The organism is Caulobacter sp. GW821-FHT10A06, assembly GCF_059415805.1.
This window is the reverse complement of record NZ_JBWKNY010000004.1, coordinates 19,605-36,751: the sequence shown is the minus strand read 5'-3', so window position 1 is coordinate 36,751 and position 17,147 is coordinate 19,605. Positions and strand designations below refer to the sequence as shown.

General features: G+C 68.7%; 17 protein-coding genes and 1 pseudogene. 10 read left to right on the top strand and 8 right to left on the bottom strand.

Features of this window, described 5'->3' with window-relative positions:
- Positions 1-48 precede the first annotated feature (48 nt).
- The gene (gene chpT / locus AC07NF_RS11560) at positions 49-726 is read right to left on the bottom strand and encodes a histidine phosphotransferase ChpT (RefSeq protein ID WP_492816498.1); all 678 of its coding nucleotides are present in this window, start codon (positions 724-726) and stop codon (positions 49-51) included.
- A gap of 65 nt (positions 727-791) precedes the next feature.
- On the opposite strand from chpT, the gene AC07NF_RS11555 reads away from it, so the two are divergent.
- A complete protein-coding gene (locus AC07NF_RS11555; protein ID WP_492816500.1) occupies positions 792-980 on the top strand; it encodes a DUF3553 domain-containing protein in 189 nt (62 codons plus the stop codon).
- A complete protein-coding gene (gene cysQ, locus AC07NF_RS11550) occupies positions 977-1,750 on the top strand; it encodes a 3'(2'),5'-bisphosphate nucleotidase CysQ (protein WP_494627547.1) in 774 nt (257 codons plus the stop codon). Before AC07NF_RS11555 ends, cysQ begins: the two co-directional genes overlap by 4 nt.
- Positions 1,751-1,858: 108 nt before the next feature.
- On the opposite strand, the gene AC07NF_RS11545 is transcribed toward cysQ, so the two are convergent.
- Complete coding sequence (locus tag AC07NF_RS11545; RefSeq protein WP_494626008.1) at positions 1,859-2,737, bottom strand: EamA family transporter; 879 nt, start codon at positions 2,735-2,737, stop codon at positions 1,859-1,861.
- A gap of 49 nt (positions 2,738-2,786) precedes the next feature.
- Here AC07NF_RS11545 and AC07NF_RS11540 point away from each other — a divergent pair.
- Positions 2,787-2,892 (top strand): annotated as a pseudogene (locus AC07NF_RS11540) (hypothetical protein); the annotation flags it as partial.
- Positions 2,893-2,911: 19 nt separating this feature from the next.
- Here AC07NF_RS11540 and AC07NF_RS11535 read toward each other — a convergent pair.
- Genes AC07NF_RS11535 through dapB form a run of 4 tightly spaced genes read right to left on the bottom strand, consistent with a single transcriptional unit; the run spans position 2,912 to position 7,541 of the window.
- Positions 2,912-3,265 carry a YdbL family probable chaperone protein gene (locus AC07NF_RS11535; RefSeq protein WP_492816504.1) on the bottom strand — a complete coding sequence of 118 codons (354 nt, stop codon included), beginning with the start codon at positions 3,263-3,265 and terminating at the stop codon, positions 2,912-2,914.
- A gap of 13 nt (positions 3,266-3,278) precedes the next feature.
- Positions 3,279-3,464, bottom strand: a complete 186-nt coding sequence (locus tag AC07NF_RS11530) for a YnbE family lipoprotein (protein WP_291876877.1) — start codon at positions 3,462-3,464, stop codon at positions 3,279-3,281.
- A 35-nt stretch (positions 3,465-3,499) separates the two neighbouring features.
- Entirely contained in the window at positions 3,500-6,718 is a 3,219-nt protein-coding gene (locus AC07NF_RS11525) for an intermembrane phospholipid transport protein YdbH family protein (RefSeq protein ID WP_494626005.1), read from the bottom strand.
- A gap of 49 nt (positions 6,719-6,767) precedes the next feature.
- Positions 6,768-7,541, bottom strand: a complete 774-nt coding sequence (gene dapB, locus AC07NF_RS11520) for a 4-hydroxy-tetrahydrodipicolinate reductase (protein WP_494626003.1) — start codon at positions 7,539-7,541, stop codon at positions 6,768-6,770.
- Positions 7,542-7,790: 249 nt separating this feature from the next.
- Here dapB and AC07NF_RS11515 point away from each other — a divergent pair, with 249 nt between their 5' ends.
- Positions 7,791-10,076, top strand: a complete 2,286-nt coding sequence (locus AC07NF_RS11515; RefSeq protein ID WP_494626001.1) for an NADP-dependent malic enzyme — start codon at positions 7,791-7,793, stop codon at positions 10,074-10,076.
- 140 nt (positions 10,077-10,216) lie between these two features.
- Here the strand turns inward: AC07NF_RS11515 and AC07NF_RS11510 are convergent, their stop codons facing one another.
- Positions 10,217-10,819: a YdeI/OmpD-associated family protein gene (locus tag AC07NF_RS11510; protein WP_494625999.1), complete on the bottom strand. Its 603-nt coding sequence runs from the start codon at positions 10,817-10,819 to the stop codon at positions 10,217-10,219.
- A gap of 732 nt (positions 10,820-11,551) precedes the next feature.
- Here AC07NF_RS11510 and AC07NF_RS11505 point away from each other — a divergent pair.
- The 6 genes from AC07NF_RS11505 to AC07NF_RS11480 all read left to right on the top strand — a co-directional run bounded on the left by AC07NF_RS11505 (position 11,552) and on the right by AC07NF_RS11480 (position 16,721).
- Positions 11,552-12,193 carry a phosphoribosylanthranilate isomerase gene (locus AC07NF_RS11505; protein ID WP_494625997.1) on the top strand — a complete coding sequence of 214 codons (642 nt, stop codon included), beginning with the start codon at positions 11,552-11,554 and terminating at the stop codon, positions 12,191-12,193.
- A 15-nt stretch (positions 12,194-12,208) separates the two neighbouring features.
- The gene (gene trpB / locus AC07NF_RS11500) at positions 12,209-13,429 is read left to right on the top strand and encodes a tryptophan synthase subunit beta (RefSeq protein WP_494625995.1); all 1,221 of its coding nucleotides are present in this window, start codon (positions 12,209-12,211) and stop codon (positions 13,427-13,429) included.
- Between the two features lie 7 nt (positions 13,430-13,436).
- Positions 13,437-14,264 carry a tryptophan synthase subunit alpha gene (gene trpA / locus AC07NF_RS11495; RefSeq protein WP_494625993.1) on the top strand — a complete coding sequence of 276 codons (828 nt, stop codon included), beginning with the start codon at positions 13,437-13,439 and terminating at the stop codon, positions 14,262-14,264.
- Positions 14,265-14,276: 12 nt separating this feature from the next.
- The gene (locus AC07NF_RS11490; protein ID WP_494625991.1) at positions 14,277-15,200 is read left to right on the top strand and encodes an acetyl-CoA carboxylase carboxyltransferase subunit beta; all 924 of its coding nucleotides are present in this window, start codon (positions 14,277-14,279) and stop codon (positions 15,198-15,200) included.
- A gap of 8 nt (positions 15,201-15,208) precedes the next feature.
- The gene (locus AC07NF_RS11485; protein ID WP_494625989.1) at positions 15,209-16,528 is read left to right on the top strand and encodes a bifunctional folylpolyglutamate synthase/dihydrofolate synthase; all 1,320 of its coding nucleotides are present in this window, start codon (positions 15,209-15,211) and stop codon (positions 16,526-16,528) included.
- A gap of 85 nt (positions 16,529-16,613) precedes the next feature.
- Positions 16,614-16,721 (top strand): hypothetical protein, encoded by a 108-nt coding sequence (locus AC07NF_RS11480; protein WP_492083984.1) that lies wholly within the window; start codon positions 16,614-16,616, stop codon positions 16,719-16,721.
- Positions 16,722-16,785: 64 nt separating this feature from the next.
- Here the strand turns inward: AC07NF_RS11480 and trxA are convergent, their stop codons facing one another.
- Positions 16,786-17,118 carry a thioredoxin gene (gene trxA, locus AC07NF_RS11475; protein WP_013077346.1) on the bottom strand — a complete coding sequence of 111 codons (333 nt, stop codon included), beginning with the start codon at positions 17,116-17,118 and terminating at the stop codon, positions 16,786-16,788.
- Positions 17,119-17,147: the final 29 nt, after the last annotated feature.

Here is a 17,147-nt window from a genome sequence, read left to right as displayed (position 1 = left end):
GCCTCAACCCGGATCGGGGTGCGGCAAATGTAACTTTTATGGCAGAGCTTATGCCGGAACCCAGGCAGCGATGCTGGCGCGTTCCTCGCCGATCTCGACGGCGATCTGGCCGCCGGCCGCGCGGACCAGGGCGTTGAGATAGGCCGCCTGCACCCACGGACCGCCCAGGCCCTCGGCGAGAGGCTCGCCGCGCAGGCCGGCCAGCACTTCCGGACGCAGGCGCGCGCGCGGACCGACCGAGTCGGCGATGATCGAGAAGCGACCATCGGCCGCAACGCCCTTCACCGTCGCCACGCCGCCGGCCGGCAGGGCGCTGGCGGCGATCTGGGCGATGTTGAGGATGGCGCGCGAGGACGGCTTGTTCATCGCCTGCGGCTCGATCTGCCAGTCCAGCGTCGGGCGCACATGCGCGAACACGCCCTGGGCCAGCTTTTCCAGCTCGCGCGAGTCGAAGTTCTCGGCCGAGGCCGAGGCGCCGAACGCCACGCGGGTGAATTGCAGCAGGTCCGCCAGCTTGCGGGCCGACGAGGCGATCAGGCCCATGGCGTCCTCGCGCATGTCCTGGGCGGCCGGATCGTCCAGCAGGTCCAGGCCCGAGACGATGGCGCTGGCCGGACTGATGAAGTCGTGGCACAGGCGCGCGGCCAGCATGGCGGCGAAGTCGGGGCCTTGGACGTCGGTTTCGGGCGACGCGGCGGCAGGAGTCTCGGAGACGGTGTCGGTCATGGCGGCGAACTCTGCCGTGATTTGAGGCTTTGGCAAACCGGGTGGGTCCTCTAAGGAAAGCGCCCGTGATCGATCCGTTTCTAGAACCCGGCGTTTTGGTGCGCCATCCCGGCCAGCCCGATTGGGGTCTGGGGCAGGTTCAGTCCGTGATCGGACACCGCGTGACCGTCAATTTCGAAGAAGCCGGCAAGCAGACCATCGACGCCACGCGCGTGCGTCTGGTCTATGTCGGCGACGACCCCCGGGGGGAATAGTGACCGAGAATCTCGCCGATTGGGGCCGCGCCCTCGCGAAAATCACCGAGGAAGCCGCGGTGGTCATCCTGCCGTTCTGGAAGACCGAGCTGGCCGTGGCCCAGAAGGCCGACGAGAGCCCCGTGACCGAGGCCGATCGCGCTGGCGAGCGCCTGATCCTGGCGCGCCTGGCCGAGCTCTATCCCGACGTGACGGTGATCTCCGAGGAGCATGCCAGCGAGTTCGGCACGCCCGACGAGGTCGGGTCGCGCTTTTTCCTGGTCGACCCGGTGGACGGCACCAAGGCCTTCGTGCGCGGTGACCCCAATTTCACGGTCAATATCGGCCTGATCGACAACGGCGTCCCGGTCGCCGGCGCCGTCTGCGCCCCGGCCACGGGCGAGGTCTGGTTCACGACCGCCGAGGGCACGATGAAGCGCACCGGCGTCGACGGCGCCGAGGCTCCGGCCCGCGTGCGGCCTTGGCCGAAGGGTCAGGCCCTGGGCCTGGTCAGCCACACCATGCGTGAGGAAAAGGCCGCCGAACTGGCCGCCGAATACGGCTTCGACCTGCGCAGCCCCATGGATAGCTCGATCAAGATGTGCCGCATCGCCGAGGGCTCGGCCGACATCTATCCGCGCCACGGCCCGACGTCCGAGTGGGACACCGCCGCCGCCCATGCGGTGCTGGTCGGCGCCGGTGGCCGCTTCACCCAGCCGGACGGCTCGCCCTTCCTATATGGCAAGGCCGACCAGGCGTTCCGCAACGGCTGGTTCGTGGCGAGGAGCTAATTAGATCCTCCCCCCAGCGGGGGAGGGGGCGCGAAGCGCCGGAGGGGGAAGTGCTTGATGCCCTGCCTCTTCCCCCTCCGTCGTCTCTTCGAGCCGACACCTCCCCCGTTAGGGGGAGGGACTGACCTCTTCAGCCTTCTCCGGCGGCGTCGTCAGGATCGTGCCGACCGACGCTGCGACGATAGCGACGATGGCCAGCCACTGGGTCACGGCCAGGCGCTCGTGCAGGATGACGAGCCCGGCCAGGGCCCCGACCGCCGGCTCGGCGCTCAGCATGACGCCGAAGCTGCGCTTGGGGATGCCGCGCAGGGCGATCATCTCCAGCGAATAGGGGATGGCGCTGGACAGCACCGCCACCACCAGGCCCAGGGCGATCAGGTGCGGTTGGAACAGGGCCGCGCCGGCCGTGAACAGGCCCACGGGTGTGACGATCAGCGCCGCCGTCGTCATGCCCAGCGCCACCGAGCGACCCGCATGCAGGTGGCCGATCCGCTTGCCCAGGATGATGTACAGCGCCCACAGCACCGCCGCGGCGCAGGCATAGGCAACGCCCACGGGGTCCAGGTGCGTGGCGCCCGAATGGATCGGCAGCAGCAGGCCAAGACCCAGCACCGCCAGGCCGATCCAGACGAAGTGGATCAGCTTGCGCGAACTGGCCACGGCCAGGGCCAGCGGCCCGCAGAACTCGATGGCGATGGCCAGGCCCAGCGGAATGGTGCGCAGGGCCATGTAGAAGACGAGGTTCATCAGCCCGACGGAAGCGCCGTACAGGGCGACCTTGCCCAGGTCCGCTCGCGTGATCGGATGCCGCCACGGCCGCCAGACGATCAGCAGGATCAGCGCCGCGAAGAACACCCGATAGGCCGTGACGCCTTGCGCGCCGACCAGCGGAAACAGACTCTTGGCGAACGACGTGCCGACACACAGCGTGACGATGGCCCCGAACAGGGCGGCGTAGGGCAGCAGATGCGGACGGGAGGCGGACATGCGCCCGTGTTTAGGGGGCTGTGGCGCGGGCCGCCACCCAAGATCCTCCCCCCAGCGGGGGAGGCGGCCGAAGGCCGGAGGGGGAAGTCGCGGGCTATCCGGCCTCTTCCCCCTCCGTCGGCTTCGCCGACACCTCCCCCGCTAGGGGGAGGGTCTTAAGTGGCTAAGCGCTTGTTACTTCTTCACCCAGCCGCCATCCAGCGGCTTCCAGAACTGGCCGGGCGCCAGGCGGCTGTAGAGCTGCTTGGCGGTGGCCTGGCCGGCGGCGTCGGGGGTCACGCCGGTCTTGGCGGCGATGTCCTTGTAGGCGGCGGCGCGGCCGGTGTTGATCTCGGCGACCGAGGCGCGCAGGCCAGCGTCGCCGCCGGCCACGATGCCCAGATAACCGTCGGCCTGCTCGCCGACCGTGCCGGCGGCCTTGGCGGCGTCGACGGCGGCCTTGGCGGCGGCCGATTGGGCGAAGGCGGGGGCGGACACGGCGGCGAGGGAGAGGCCCATCGCCAGAACCGTCATCGTCTTGCGGATCATGTCGGTTCTCCTCTTAGAACAGGTTGGGGTTCTGCTGGATCAGCGACTGGACTTCTTTGTCCAGCCGCACGCGCACGTCGGCGTCCAGCTTGGCGTAGATGTTGATCGGGTCGACCTTCACGCGGACGGTGGGCGTGCAGGCGGCCGCGCCGAGCGCTCCCGTCGCGACGAGAGCCAGCAGGATGGCGCGCTTTGTCATGCGTGTAGTCTCCAGTTCGTACTCAGGTTGGCCGGTCACGGTTGAACCGGACCTGAACGAGGTTGCGTCGCGCTCGCCTCTTCCTCGGCGAACGAGCGGCGCCAGGCCGCCAGAAGCTCGTCGAAGTTCAGCGACGTGTCGAGGGTCAGATCCACCGGCGTCTTGGCCGGCAGGGCGATGCGCTTGTCGAAGGCTTTGCCGCGCAGCAGGTCCAGGATCCCGACCCGGGCCTTTTCGGCCACCTTCGGATCGTGCTCGCCCTTGATGTGGAAGAGGATGCCCAAACGCCCCTTGTCGGTGCTGTTTACGCCCGCTTCCAACTGGTCGAAGGCCAGGTTCTCCATGGCCTGGTAGGCGAAGTCCTGGATGGCGTTGACCTGGGCGGGCGCGGCCGGCGGCGCGCCGGGGCTGTCGGCGGGACTGGCGGCGACGCCGGTCAGGGCGGCGCGGGCCAGCTCGATCCGGCCCGGCTGAATCGCGCGGATCTTGCCGTCCTGGAACCGCAACCCCTCGGGGCCGAAGGTGAAGGGCAGGCGGCCGTCGACCACGGCCTGGGCCTTGACCTTGTCGCCCAGCGACGAGGCGGCCAGCACCTCGCCCAGGTCCAGGTGCTCGATGACGATGACGCCGCTGATGGTCTTGCCCGGCTCGAACGGCACGTCGGTGGGCTCGATCGAGATGCGGCCCTTGGCGGCCTCGAAGCTCGCCTTGGAGACGTGCAGGGCGTCGGCGCCCAGCTGGAACACCGATTCGATGGCGGTCAGCGGCACCAGGCTGTCGATCTTGACGATCTTCAGGCTCTGGTTCGGGGCGGTGGTCAGCGGCGCGAGGCTGGTGAAGTCGACCGCGCCATCCAGAGTGGCGACGAAGCCGATCGGGCTGGTGAAGTCGATCTTGTCGGCGACCAGGCGGCCACGGCTGGTCGCGCCTTGCGCATCCCAGGCGAAGACGCCGGTGAAGCTGGCCGGGCCTTGGGCGTTCTGGGCGAAGGCGGCCATCGGTGACAGCTCGGCCGGCTGCAGGCCGCCCTTGGCGAAGGCCAGCTTGCTGGCGTCGATATCGGCCTGGCCCTTGCCGGTGGCCACCACGTGGCGCAGGCGGATCTCGCCCAGCGGCGTGCCAACCGGGGTCGAGCCCTGGAAGGTTCCGCTCCAGAGGCCGCCTGACAGCGTCAGGCCACCCTTAGCCAAGATGGTATTGAAGCGCTTGCTGGCGGCGACGTCGGAGATGGCCGCGCCGTCGATCCGGACGGTCGAGCGGTCGAAGCCGCCAGTCCCGCCGAGGGTCGCTTCGCCCTTGATGTTGGCCAGCTTGGCCTCGGCCATGGCCAGGTCGCCTTCGCCGTCCTGGAAGCGCAGGGCCGCGCTCCAGCCGTTGGCCCCGGCGGTGACCAGCGGGCTCTTGGCCGGGCACAGCTGGGCCTTGATGGCGGTGACGGGCGCATCGCCCAGGGCGTAGGCCTTGGCGGTGATCGGGACGCACTTGGCCGTGGTCAGGGTGAAGCGACCGCCGGCAATGCGGGCCTGGCCATCGATCTGGCCGGTGACGCCCTCGATCGGCGGCAGGTCGAAGTTCTCGGTGGCGATCGAGAGCGGCGAGGTCATCACGCCACCGTTGGCCTGCCAATTCGGCGCGGAGACCTTCACGACCGGCAGGCCGCCGCCCGACAGCGCGGCGCGTAGCGTTCCCCGCGCCGCGTTGGCGCCGGCGTCCATCGACGCGTCGGCGGTCAAGACGACGCCATTGGGCGCGGACAGACGCGCATCCTGGCCGAGGTTCAGCTTCGTGCGACCGCCATTGATGTCCAGACCGACGGCCGGCAGCGACAAGGTGAAGGTCCGCAGGGCCTGGGCCAGTGGTTTGGCGTAGGCCGGATTGGGGATCAGGGCCGCCAGGCGCTCGGCGTCGGGACCGGAGATGCCGCTTTTGCCGCCGGCCGAGCCGTTCAGGGCCAGGATCAGGCCGCCGGGACCTTGGTCGATCCGGCCCTTGGCGTTCAGCCGCGCCGAGGACAGGGCCAAAGCGCCGCCGGCCAGTCGGGCGGCCTCGGCGTCGATGGCGAGCGGTCCCTTCAGCGCCACGCCCTGTCCGTCGACAGCCAGGGCCAGGTTGTCGGAAGACGTCTTGGCGCGCAGGTCACGCACGGCGGTTCCGGCGGCGACGGCCTGGCCGGCCCGCAGCTCGGCGCGGGCGGTGCCTCGGGCCGTGATCCGGCCGTCGGCGCGGCCGGCGGTGACGCGGTCGAGGTCGAAGGTCGCGCCGGCGTCGCGGGCGTCCAGGGTCGGGGCCGACAGGCGCGCGCCGTGGAAGGTTCCGCGCGAGCGACCCAGGAAAGCGAAGCGCTCCAGCCCGCCGTCCAGACGTCCGGTCAGGGAGACGTCGCCGGCCAGGTCTTCGGCCTGACTGTCGCCGATCCGCCCGCCGCCGGCCCGCAGGTCCAGGCGCGCTTCGACCAGGCCGCTGGCGGTCAGCTTGGCCAGGTCCGGATAGGGCAGGTCGGCCGACAGCTTGGCGGCGGCGTCGGACAGGTCGGTGGTTTCGCTCTCCAGGCTGTCGACGCCCAGCGACACCTCGATGCTCAGCCGGTCGCCGCGCTTGCGGGCCGAGACGGTCGCGCCCTTGCTGTCCAGAACGAGGTCGCGGACGGCGTAGTGCAGCGGCGCCAGGCGGCCGTCGAAGCGCAGCAGCTGGCCGTCGTCCAGGCTGGCGTCGCCAGTGATCCGCGCGCGGCCGCCGGGGGTGACCAGATCCAGGCGCGCGTCCTCGACCAGCACGGCCGGGCCGGGCACGCCGGGCTGCTTGGGCGATTTCAGGAACTCGTCGAGCAGCGGCTGCAGGGCGCCGAAGCGGACCTGGCCCTTGGCGTCGATGCTGGCCAGCACGCGGGGTCGGACCAGGCGCACGGCCTTGGTCTGGATGCCGAACTTCTCGCCGTTCCAGGGCGCGGCCAGGTCGTAGGCGACCTCCAGCCGGTCGGCGGAGAAGACGGGATTGTCGCGGGCGCCCAGGCGGACCTTGCCGGTGAAGCCGGTGGCGTCCAGGTCGTCCAGCTCGACGGCGGCCTCGATGCCGTGGTCGCGCAGCCAGGCCTCGGCCAGCTCGCGGCTGATCTCGCGCCGGCCCGACCAGATGACCAGGCCCGTGGCGATGAAGGCCAGCATCGACAGCGACAGGGCTTCCAGGCCGAGATCGACCAGGCGGTCGCGGCGGGAGACGGTGCGCTTCGGTGCGGGATCGGTCGCGGGGTCGGCCATCAGGTCCTGTAGTCTAGTTTCCTAAAAGCCCCCGGCTCAGCTTAGATCCCTATTTTGAAAAGCCTAGGACGTCCTGCATGTCGTACAGGCCCGGCGGCTTGCCCTTGACCCAAACGGCGGCGGCGATGGCGCCGCGGGCGAACAGGCCCCGGTCGATGGCCGAGTGCGACAGGGTCAGGCTCTCGCTCTCGCCGGCGAAGATCACGCTGTGTTCGCCGATGATGCCGCCCCCACGGACCACCGAAAAGCCGATCGCGCCCTCTTTGCGCGCGCCGGTGACGCCGTCGCGACCCCGGTCGGCGACTTGGCCGAGACCGACATTGCGCCCTTCGGCGGCGGCTTCGCCCAGCATGAGGGCCGTGCCCGACGGCGCGTCGATCTTGCGCTTGTGGTGGGCCTCGTAGACCTCGATGTCCCAGTCTTCCGCCGGCAGGGCGGCGGCGGCCTGGCGCACCAGGCCCATCAGCATGTTGACGCCCAGCGAGTAGTTGCCCGAGCGAACGATGGCGATCTTGGTCGCGGCGGCGTCGATGCGCGCCAGCTGCTCGATCGAGAAGCCCGTCGAGCCGATCACCAGCGCCGGTCCGCCCTTGGCGGCGGCCTCCTCGGCCAGCAGCACCGAGGCTTCCGGCAGGGTGAAGTCGATCACCGCCTCTGCGGTGGCCAGGGCCTCGTCGCGCGAGACCAGCTCACCGCCCTCGACGCCCGGACGCTCGAAGCGCGCGGCCACGACGGCGTCGGCCCGGCCTTCCAGGGCTTTCGCCACGGCCTGGCCCATGCGGCCGTTGGCGCCGGCGATCGCGATCTTCACGGGCTGGGACAAGGGAAGCCTCTGTATAAAACCTACAGGCTGATCGCCCAATCCGCCCCCTCGGGTCAACCTCGCGCGACCTTCCCGAAGGTCAGCAAGCTTGACGCAACGCCAATCCCAACAAGCGTTTGCTGGCGTTTTCGCGTCCAAGGCCGGTTGTGACGCTCCGCACCCGTCGCTACGGTGACCCCACATAAGGGCGTGTTCGCATCGACGGCGCGCCCCTTCTTCGACTTGCGCAGCAGGAATGGGAAACGCCGGATGAGCGACGCGGAACGCAAGACCTTCACGGATGAGGAGGCCTTGGCCTTCCACCGTTACCCCCAGCCCGGCAAGCTGGCGGTGACCCCGACCAAGCCGATGGCGACCCAGCGCGACCTCAGCCTGGCCTATTCGCCCGGCGTCGCCGTGCCCGTCCACGCCATCGCCGCCGACCCGGACGCGGCCTACGAGTACACCTCCAAGGGCAACATGGTCGCCGTCATCTCGAACGGCACGGCCATCCTGGGCCTGGGCGATCTGGGCGCGCTGGCCTCGAAGCCGGTGATGGAAGGCAAGGCCGTCCTCTTCAAGCGCTTCGGCGACGTCGACAGCATCGACATCCTGGTCAGCTCCAAGGACCCCGACGAGATCATCACGGTGGTCAAGAACATCGGGATCACCTTCGGCGGCATCAATCTGGAAGACATCAAGAGCCCCGAGTGCTTCCGCATCGAGACCGAGCTGCAGGACCTGCTCGACATCCCGGTGTTCCACGACGACCAGCACGGCACGGCGATCATCTGCGCCGCCGGCCTGATCAACGCCTGCCACATCACCGGCAAGAAGCTGGAGGACGTGAAGGTCGTGCTGAACGGTCCCGGCGCGGCGGGCATCGCCTCGCTGGAGCTGATCAAGGCCATGGGCGTCCACCCGCAGAACGTCATCGCGGTCGACTCCAAGGGTGTGCTCTACGAGGGCCGCACCGAGGGTATGAACCAGTGGAAGAGCGCCCACGCGGTCAAGACCGACAAGCGCACCCTGGCTGAAGCCGTGGCCGGCGCCGACGTGCTGCTGGGTCTGTCGGCCAAGGGCGCCTTCACGCCCGAGATGATCGCCTCGATGGCCCCCAACCCGGTCATCTTCGCCATGGCCAATCCCGATCCGGAGATCACCCCGGAAGAGGTCCATGCGATCCGCAAGGACGCGATCATGGGCACGGGCCGCAGCGACTATCCCAACCAGGTCAACAACGTCCTGGGCTTCCCCTACATCTTCCGTGGCGCCCTCGACGTGCGCGCCCGTCGCGTCAATCACGAGATGAAGATCGCCTGCGCCCAGGCCCTGGCCATGCTGGCCCGGGAGGACGTGCCGGATGAAGTGGCCGCCGCCTATCACGGCCGCCAGCTGAAGTTCGGCCCCAACTACATCATCCCGTCGGCCTTCGATCCGCGCCTGATCTGGTACGTGCCGCCGTTCGTGGCCCAGGCGGCCATGGACACGGGCGTCGCCCGCAAGCCGATCGCCGACATGGACGCCTATCGCGCCGGCCTGGCCCAGCGTCTGGATCCGACCGCCGGCTTCCTGCAGAAGATCTCCAACGCGGTCCTGGCCAAGCCCAAGCGCATCGTGTTCGCGGAAGGCGAGGACCCCAGCGTCATCCGCGCCGCCTATGCCTACCAGACCGGCGGCTACGGCCGGGCCATCCTGTGCGGCCGCGAGAACCTGGTGCACGAGAACATGAAGCTGGTGGGCCTGGACCCCGCCGTCGTCGACCTGGAGATCATCAACGCTCGCCTGTCGGACCGTAATCCGGACTATGTCGACGCGCTCTATCACCGCCTGCAGCGCCAGGGTTACCTGAAGCGCGACGTCCAGCGCCTGATCAACCAGGATCGCAACAGCTTCGCCGCTTCGATGGTGGCGCTGGGCGAGGCCGACGGCATGGTCACCGGCGTGACCCGCAGCTTCGACCAGGCCCTGGAAGAGGTGCTGCGCGTCATCGACCCGGCCCCGGGCGGCCGGATCATGGGCATGTCGGTGGTGCTGGCCAAGGGCCGGACGATCTTCGTGGCCGACACCAACGTCACCGAACTGCCGGAAGCCGACGAGATCGTCGAGATCGCCTGCGAGGCCGCCCGCGCCGTCAAGCGCCTGGGCTTCAAGCCGCGCGTGGCCTTCATGAGCTATTCGACCTTCGGCAACCCGATGGGCCTGCGCTCGGAGAAGGTCCGCGAGGCCGTGGCCATGCTCGACGATATGGAGGTCGAGTTCGAATATGAGGGCGAAATGCCGCCGGAGCTGGCTCTCGATCCGGAAAAGCGCGCGAACTACCCGTTCATGCGCCTGACCGACAGCGCCAACATCCTGATCATGCCGGCCATCCACTCGGCCTCGATCGCCACCAAGCTGGTGCAGTCGCTGGGCGGGGCCACGGTGATCGGGCCGGTGCTGCTGGGCCTGTCCAAGTCGGTGCAGATCGCGCCGCTGTCGGCCTCGGTGTCGAAGATCCTGAACATGGCGCTGATGGCGGCCTACGACCAACCGGTCGAGCAGGCGGCGGAGTAAGCTTCAGCACAACCTCCGCGACAGGGCGCCGCACCGTCTTTATCGGGCGGCCAACCCTCCCATCTAAGTCCTGTCGGCAGCAGTAAGCCGACGCGTAAGCCCTCCGGTCGGCGCCATTCCCTTGCGGCGCCGGCCGGCCCTTACCCCTTCTTCTTCTGCGGGTAAGGCGTCTCGCCTCGGTCCAGCATGGCGACCAGGTCGGCGATCTTCTTCTTCCGCCCCGCCTCCGTCTTCATGTTGTGGACCCGAAAGGCCAGGGCGAAGCGGTTCTGGGCCGACAGCGTCTCCATCATCTCCTTGGCCTTGGGGCTGGCGTCGATCGCCGCCTGCAGGTCGTCCTGGATTTTCATGTCCTGGCCGCTGCCATAGGCGCGGTCCCAGCGGCCGTCGGCTTTCGCGGCCTCGACCTCGCGCAGGCCGTGCGGCGTCATCCGGCCCTCGTCGATCAGGCGGGCGACATTGTCGACATTGATCTGGCTCCAGATGCTCTTCTTGCCGCGCGGCGTGTAGCGCTGGAGGAAGCTCTTCTCGTCGAAGCCCTTGCGCACCGCATCGATCCAGCCCCAGCACAACACCACATCGATGGCCTGCTTGGCGTTGATCGACGGCAGACCCGAGCCGACCTTGTGGATCTTGATCCAGGCCTCGGGGGCCTTGTCGTGGTTCTTGGCGAGCCAGGCGTAGAAGGCCTCGGCGTCGACGAATTCATGGACGTGGGCGGGATCGACGTGGATCGGAGCCATCGGGAACTCTGCGACTACGGGGACTGAGGCGGCTGTATCCCCGTTCTTTTCGAGACAAAGCCGCGCCGGATCAACGGCTTCCAGAAAAATGCAGCGCGCCAATGATCCGCGTTCGGGGGCGCCCGCATAATCATCCTCACCTGATGGCGCGAAAGGGACGTCCGGCCGGCGACTTGGGCGGCTGTCAGGGGTGGTCGAGCGGGTAGCGCTCGCCGGTCTTCCTCCGGGAAGGCGTCTTCGTGGCGGATCCAGCGGCAGGCTCCCTGAAACATCGGGACGAAGCCCTGGCGGCGGAGATTTCGGCGAGCGCGGCAGGCATGGGCTGAAATCGCCTGTGTGTTCCGGAGGGCAGCCAAGCCCTCCGCCCGTCGAAGGCGCGCTCGGAAGCGGGTTAAAACCCCGCGCTCCGGAGGCTTTCGGATAACGGCCGCGCGGGGCGTCTGGCTTCGTCGAAACGGTACTCACACTTCACACTCCGGGCGCAGCCCGGCGCTCCGCGGTCCCTTTCAGCCACTCGCAGCCACACGGCGCGAGGACGATGAAACGCGTTCCCTCCCCCTCGATGGGGGAGGGGCAGGGGTGGGGGTGAATACGGCGGTTGATGCCGCGCACAGCCGCCAGCTCAGCAGATCACCCCCATCCCCGACCCTTCCCCCATCAAGGGGGAAGGGGGCAGGCATCAGAATCCCTGGGCTTGCCTCTTTCCTTCCCCGCACGTAACTCCGGCTCACCATGACCACGGCCAAGATCTGCGGATTATCGACCCCCGAGACGGTGAAAGCCGCTTTCGACGGCGGGGCGGCGTTCCTGGGTTTCGTCTTCTTCGAGAAGAGCCCGCGCAACGTCGCGCCCGAAACGGCGGCGCGGCTGATCGAGCCGGTTCGCGGTCGCGGCGTGAAGACCGTCGCCGTCACGGTCGATCCCGACGACGCCCTGATCGACCGCCTGATGGCGACCATGCGCCCCGACCTGATCCAGGTGCACGGCAAGGAGACCCCCTCGCGGGTCCGCGAGATCGCCGCCCGCGCCGGCGTCGGCGTCATCAAGGCCTTCTCGGTCTCCACCAGCGCCGATGTTGACCAGGCCAATGCCTTCGACACCGTCGCCGAGCACCTGATGTTCGACGCCAAGCCCGTGGAAGGTTCCGCCCTGCCCGGCGGCACCGGCGCACGGTTCGACTGGGGGCTGCTGGCCGGCCGGCGATTTTCTCGCCCGCATTTCCTGGCCGGAGGGCTGGATCCGTGGAACGTCGCGGAAGCCATCACCACCTCCGGAACCCCGATTGTGGACGTTTCTTCTGGCGTGGAGCGCGGTCCCGGCCTAAAGGACCCCGCTCTGATCACGGCGTTTCTCGACGCCGTTAAACGCGCGTAGCTGTTGGATGAGCCTTTGAACGCCCCCCAAAAGCCTAACGATTGGTCCGCCTATCCGGACGCCAAGGGCCGCTTCGGCGACTACGGCGGCCTCTATGTGGCCGAGACGCTGATGCCGCTCGTGCTCGAGCTGGACCGCGCCTACACGGAAGCCAAGAACGATCCGAGCTTCCAGAAGGAGCTCCGGGGCTACCTGACCCACTATGTGGGCCGGCCCTCGCCGCTCTATTTCGCCGAGCGTCTTTCGAAGCACCTCGGCGGCGCGAAGATCTATTTCAAGCGCGAAGAGCTGAACCACACCGGCGCGCACAAGATCAACAACTGCATGGGCCAGATCCTGCTGGCCCAGCGCATGGGCAAGACCCGGATCATCGCCGAGACCGGCGCCGGCCAGCACGGCGTCGCTTCGGCCACCGTCACGGCCCGCTTCGGCCTGCCCTGCGTGGTCTATATGGGCGCTGTCGACGTCGCCCGGCAAAAGCCCAACGTCTTCCGCATGAACCTGCTGGGCGCCGAAGTGCGACCGGTGACCTCGGGCGCGGCGACGCTGAAGGACGCCATGAACGAGGCGATGCGTGACTGGGTCACCAACGTTGAAGACACCTACTACATGATCGGCACGGCGGCCGGTCCGCACCCCTATCCGGCCATGGTCCGCGACTTCCAGGCGGTGATCGGCAGCGAAACCCGCGACCAGATCCAGGAAGCTGAAGGCCGTCTGCCGGACGCCGTGGTCGCCTGCGTGGGCGGTGGTAGCAACGCCATCGGCATGTTCCACCCGTTCCTGGCCGACGAGAGCGTCAAGATCTACGGCGTCGAGGCCTCGGGCCACGGGCTGGAGACCGACAAGCACGCCGCGTCCCTGACCGGCGGCCGTCCGGGCGTTCTGCACGGCAACAAGACCTACCTGCTGCAGGACGAGGACGGCCAGATCCAGGACGCTCACTCGATCTCGGCGGGCCTGGACTATCCGGGCATCGGGCCGGAGCACTCGTTCCTGCACGACATCGGCCGGGCCCAATACCTGACCTGCACCGACGCCGAGGCCCTGGAAGCCTTCCAGCTGTGCGCCGAGCTCGAGGGCATCATTCCGGCCCTGGAAAGCGCCCACGCCCTGGCCAAGCTGCCGCAGCTGGCCAAGGAGATCGGCGAGGGCGGCGTGATCGTGCTCTGCCTGTCAGGCCGTGGCGACAAGGACATCTTCACCGTCGCCGACGCGCTCGGGCGGACGATTTAGAGGCCGCATGACCAAGGACCGTATCGACCGTCGCTTCGCGGCGCTGAAGGCCGAGGGCCGCGCCGCTTTCGTGGCTTACGTCATGGCCGGGGATCCGGACGCGGCGACCGCGCTCGAGATCGTCAAGGGCCTGCCGGCCGCCGGCGCTGATTTGATCGAGCTGGGCTTCCCGTTCTCGGACCCGATGGCCGAGGGCCCGACCATCCAGCGCGCCAGCCAGCGCGCCCTGGCCCAAAAGATGACGCTGAACGGCACGCTGGACATCGTCCGGGCGTTCCGGGAAGGCGACCAGGACACGCCGATCATCCTGATGGGCTATCTGAACCCGCTGGTGAACCGCGGCTTCGAGACCTTCGCGAAACAGGCCAACGACGCCGGCGTCGACGGCCTGATCGTGGTCGACTGCCCGCCGGAAGAGGCCGATCCGCTGTCGGACGCTCTGGAAGCCGAAGGCCTCGCTTTGATCCGCCTGGCCTCGCCGACGACGGACGACAAGCGCCTGCCGGCCGTGATCCGTCGCACCTCGGGTTTTGTCTATTACGTCTCGGTCGCGGGTGTGACCGGCGTGAAAGAGGCCGACGCCGACGCGGTGGCCCCGGCCGTCGAACGCATCCGCAAGGCCTCGGGCCTGCCTGTCGCCGTCGGTTTCGGCATCCGCACGCCCGAGCGCGCCGCCGAGGTGGCCCGCGTGGCCGACGCGGCCGTGGTGGGCTCGGCCCTGGTCGACGAGATTGAGTCGGCGGCCAAGTTGAACGAAAACGTGACCGAGAAGGTTCTTCTCAAGGCGTCGGAGCTGGCTAAGGCTGTGCGTTCGGCGCGAGTCGGGACGAAGTGAGGCTCTAAGGCTATGGCTATGGCTGAACCCCAGGACCCGAAAAAGGGCGACAAGAAACAGACGACCGACCGCCGTGGCGGTTGGCTGTCGCGGATCGCGCCGGGTGTGCGCGGCGCTTTTTCCAAGCGCGAGACGCCGGAAAACCTCTGGATCAAGTGCCCCGACACGGGCGAGATGATCTTCCGCGCCGACCTGGAGGCGGCCCTGTGGGTCACGCCGGCCGGTCGTCACATGCGGATCGGGCCGGAAGCCCGCTTTAAGTTCACCTTCGATGACGGTCAGTACGAGGCCCTGCCGACCCCGGCGGTGCCGGAAGACCCGCTGCACTTCTCGGACGGCAAGCCCTACAAGGACCGCCTGATCGCGGCCCGCAAGGCGACCGGCGAGCCGGACGCCATGGCCATCGGCTACGGCAAGGTCGGCGGCGTCGACGCCGTGGTGCTGGTTCAGGACTTCGCCTTCATGGGCGGTTCGCTGGGCATGGCCGCCGGTGAAGGCTTCATCGCCGCCGCCAAGGCCGCGCTGGAGCGTGAAGTTCCGCTGATCGCCTACACCGCCGCCGGCGGCGCCCGCATGCAGGAAGGCGCGCTGTCGCTGATGCAGATGGCCCGCACCACGCTGGCGATCAACGAGCTGAAGGACGCGGCCCTGCCCTACGTCGTGGTCCTCACCGACCCGACCACCGGCGGCGTCACCGCCTCCTACGCCATGCTCGGCGACATCCACCTGGCCGAGCCGGGCGCCCTGATCGGCTTCGCCGGTCCGCGCGTCATCGAGCAGACCATCCGCGAGACCCTGCCGCCGGGCTTCCAACGCTCGGAATACCTGGTCGAAAAGGGCATGGTCGACCGCGTCACCCACCGCAAGGACCTGCCGGAAACGCTGGGTTCGGTGCTGGGCACGCTGATGATGGGCCGCAAGCGCAAAGCCGCCTGAGTCCTCGCTTGAGCGATCACCTCCGCGCCCATGACGCCGTTCTGGCGCGGCTCCAGGCGCTGCATCCCAAGCTGATCGACCTGTCGCTGGACCGGATGCGGCGGCTGTGCGCCGCCTTGGACGATCCTCAAGGTCGCCTGCCGCCGGTGATCCACGTGGCCGGCACCAACGGCAAGGGCTCGACGGTCGCCTATCTGCGGGCCATGGCCGAGGCGGCCGGGCTCAAGGTCCACGTCTTCACCTCGCCGCACCTGGTGCGCTTCGCCGAGCGCATCCGCCTGGCCGGGACCCTGATCACCGACGATCACCTGGCCGACGTGCTGGATCGCGTCGAACAGGCAAACGCCGGCCTGCCGATCACCTTCTTCGAGATCACCACGGCGGCCGCCTTCGTCGCTTTCGCCGAGGTCCCGGCCGATCTCTGCATCGTCGAGGTCGGGCTGGGCGGGATCCTGGATGCGACCAACGTCGTCACGCCCAAGGTCAGCGTCATCGCCCCGGTCGACATCGATCACCGCGAATTCCTCGGCGACACCCTCGCCAAGATCGCGGTCGAGAAGGCCGGCATCATCAAGCCTGGCGCCCCCGCCGTCTCGGCCCGCCAGCAGGAAGACTCGGAGACCGTGATCGAGGCCGCCGCCGAACGGGCTGGCGTGGCGCTCACGCTCATGGGCCGAGACTTCGACGCCTGGAACGAGGGCGGCCGGCTGCTGGTGCAGATGGAAGACCGTCTGCTCGACCTGCCCGCGCCTTCGTTGCCCGGCGACCATCAGTTCGCCAATGCGGGCCTGGCCGTCGCCGCCCTGCTGGCGCTCGGAGATGATCGAATCGACGAAGCCGCCATGGGCCGTGGCATCGCCAGCACGATCTGGCCGGCCCGCTTCCAGCGCCTGACCGCCGGGCCGCTGGCCGAACGCGCCAAGGCGGCCGGCGCGGATCTCTGGCTGGACGGCGGCCACAATCCGCATGCCGGCCGCGCTGTCTCCCGCGCCGTCGCCGACCTCGCCGCCCGCGACGGCCGGCCGGTGGCGCTGATCTCGGGCCTGCTGGCCAACAAGGACGCGACCGGCTTCTTCGGCGCCTTCCGGGGCGTGGCCGCCAAGGTCTTCACCGTCACCTTCGAAGGCCACGCCGCCGCGACCGCGACCGCCGCCGACACCGCCGCCGCCGCCGAACTGGCCGGCCTGCGAGCCTGCGCCTGCGATTCGGTCGAGGACGCCCTGGACCGCGCCCTCAAGCTGGAGCCGACGCCGCACGTCCTGATCTGCGGCTCGCTCTACCTGGCCGGCGAGGTGCTGGCGATGAGCCCAGAGACTTGGCCCGTCTAAGCGCGTAAGGCTGGCGGACGCCGATAGGGCGGCACGGCCCGCTGGACATCCTCGGCAGGCGCGCCCGCCCTGGCAGGAACCGCCGATGGCCAAGGGTCAGAAGAAGTCCAACAAAGAAGTCCGCAAACCGAAGGCCGAAAAGAAAGCCCCGCCGGTCTCGGTCTCGCCCTTCATCGTCACTGGAAAGAAGTGACCCGCACGAAAACGCCCGCCCCGGAGACCGGAGCGGGCGTCTTCAATTCAAGCCTGAAAGCCGCTTAGGCCGGTTGGACGCCGGCTTCGTTCAGCCATTCCAGGATCTTCTGCTTGGGCATGGCGCCGACCTTCATCGAGGTCATCTGGCCATCGCGGAACAGCATCATGGTCGGAATGCCGCGGACGCCGTAGCGCGACGGGGTCGTCGGGCTGTCCTCGATATTGACCTTGGCGACGGTGACGACGTCGGCCAGCTCTTCCGAGATCTGCTCCAGGGCCGGGGCGATCTGCTTACAGGGACCGCACCACTCGGCCCAGAAGTCCACCAGCACGGGCTTGCTGGCCTTCAGGACGTCGGATTCGAAGGTGGCGTCGGTCACCACAACGGTGCTCATGGTCTGCTCCAGTCTGGCGTCACGCGGAT

Coding starts and splice junctions, on each gene's coding strand:
- AC07NF_RS11510 (WP_494625999.1), bottom strand. CDS start 10,819: ATGGCTCCGATCCACGTCGATCCCGCCCACGTCCATGAATTCGTCGAC.
- trpA (WP_494625993.1), top strand. CDS start 13,437: ATGACCAAGGACCGTATCGACCGTCGCTTCGCGGCGCTGAAGGCCGAG.
- AC07NF_RS11490 (WP_494625991.1), top strand. CDS start 14,277: ATGGCTATGGCTGAACCCCAGGACCCGAAAAAGGGCGACAAGAAACAG.
- AC07NF_RS11525 (WP_494626005.1), bottom strand. CDS start 6,718: ATGGCCGACCCCGCGACCGATCCCGCACCGAAGCGCACCGTCTCCCGC.
- AC07NF_RS11545 (WP_494626008.1), bottom strand. CDS start 2,737: ATGTCCGCCTCCCGTCCGCATCTGCTGCCCTACGCCGCCCTGTTCGGG.
- AC07NF_RS11515 (WP_494626001.1), top strand. CDS start 7,791: ATGAGCGACGCGGAACGCAAGACCTTCACGGATGAGGAGGCCTTGGCC.
- chpT (WP_492816498.1), bottom strand. CDS start 726: ATGACCGACACCGTCTCCGAGACTCCTGCCGCCGCGTCGCCCGAAACC.
- AC07NF_RS11505 (WP_494625997.1), top strand. CDS start 11,552: ATGACCACGGCCAAGATCTGCGGATTATCGACCCCCGAGACGGTGAAA.
- AC07NF_RS11530 (WP_291876877.1), bottom strand. CDS start 3,464: ATGACAAAGCGCGCCATCCTGCTGGCTCTCGTCGCGACGGGAGCGCTC.
- AC07NF_RS11480 (WP_492083984.1), top strand. CDS start 16,614: ATGGCCAAGGGTCAGAAGAAGTCCAACAAAGAAGTCCGCAAACCGAAG.
- AC07NF_RS11535 (WP_492816504.1), bottom strand. CDS start 3,265: ATGATCCGCAAGACGATGACGGTTCTGGCGATGGGCCTCTCCCTCGCC.
- trxA (WP_013077346.1), bottom strand. CDS start 17,118: ATGAGCACCGTTGTGGTGACCGACGCCACCTTCGAATCCGACGTCCTG.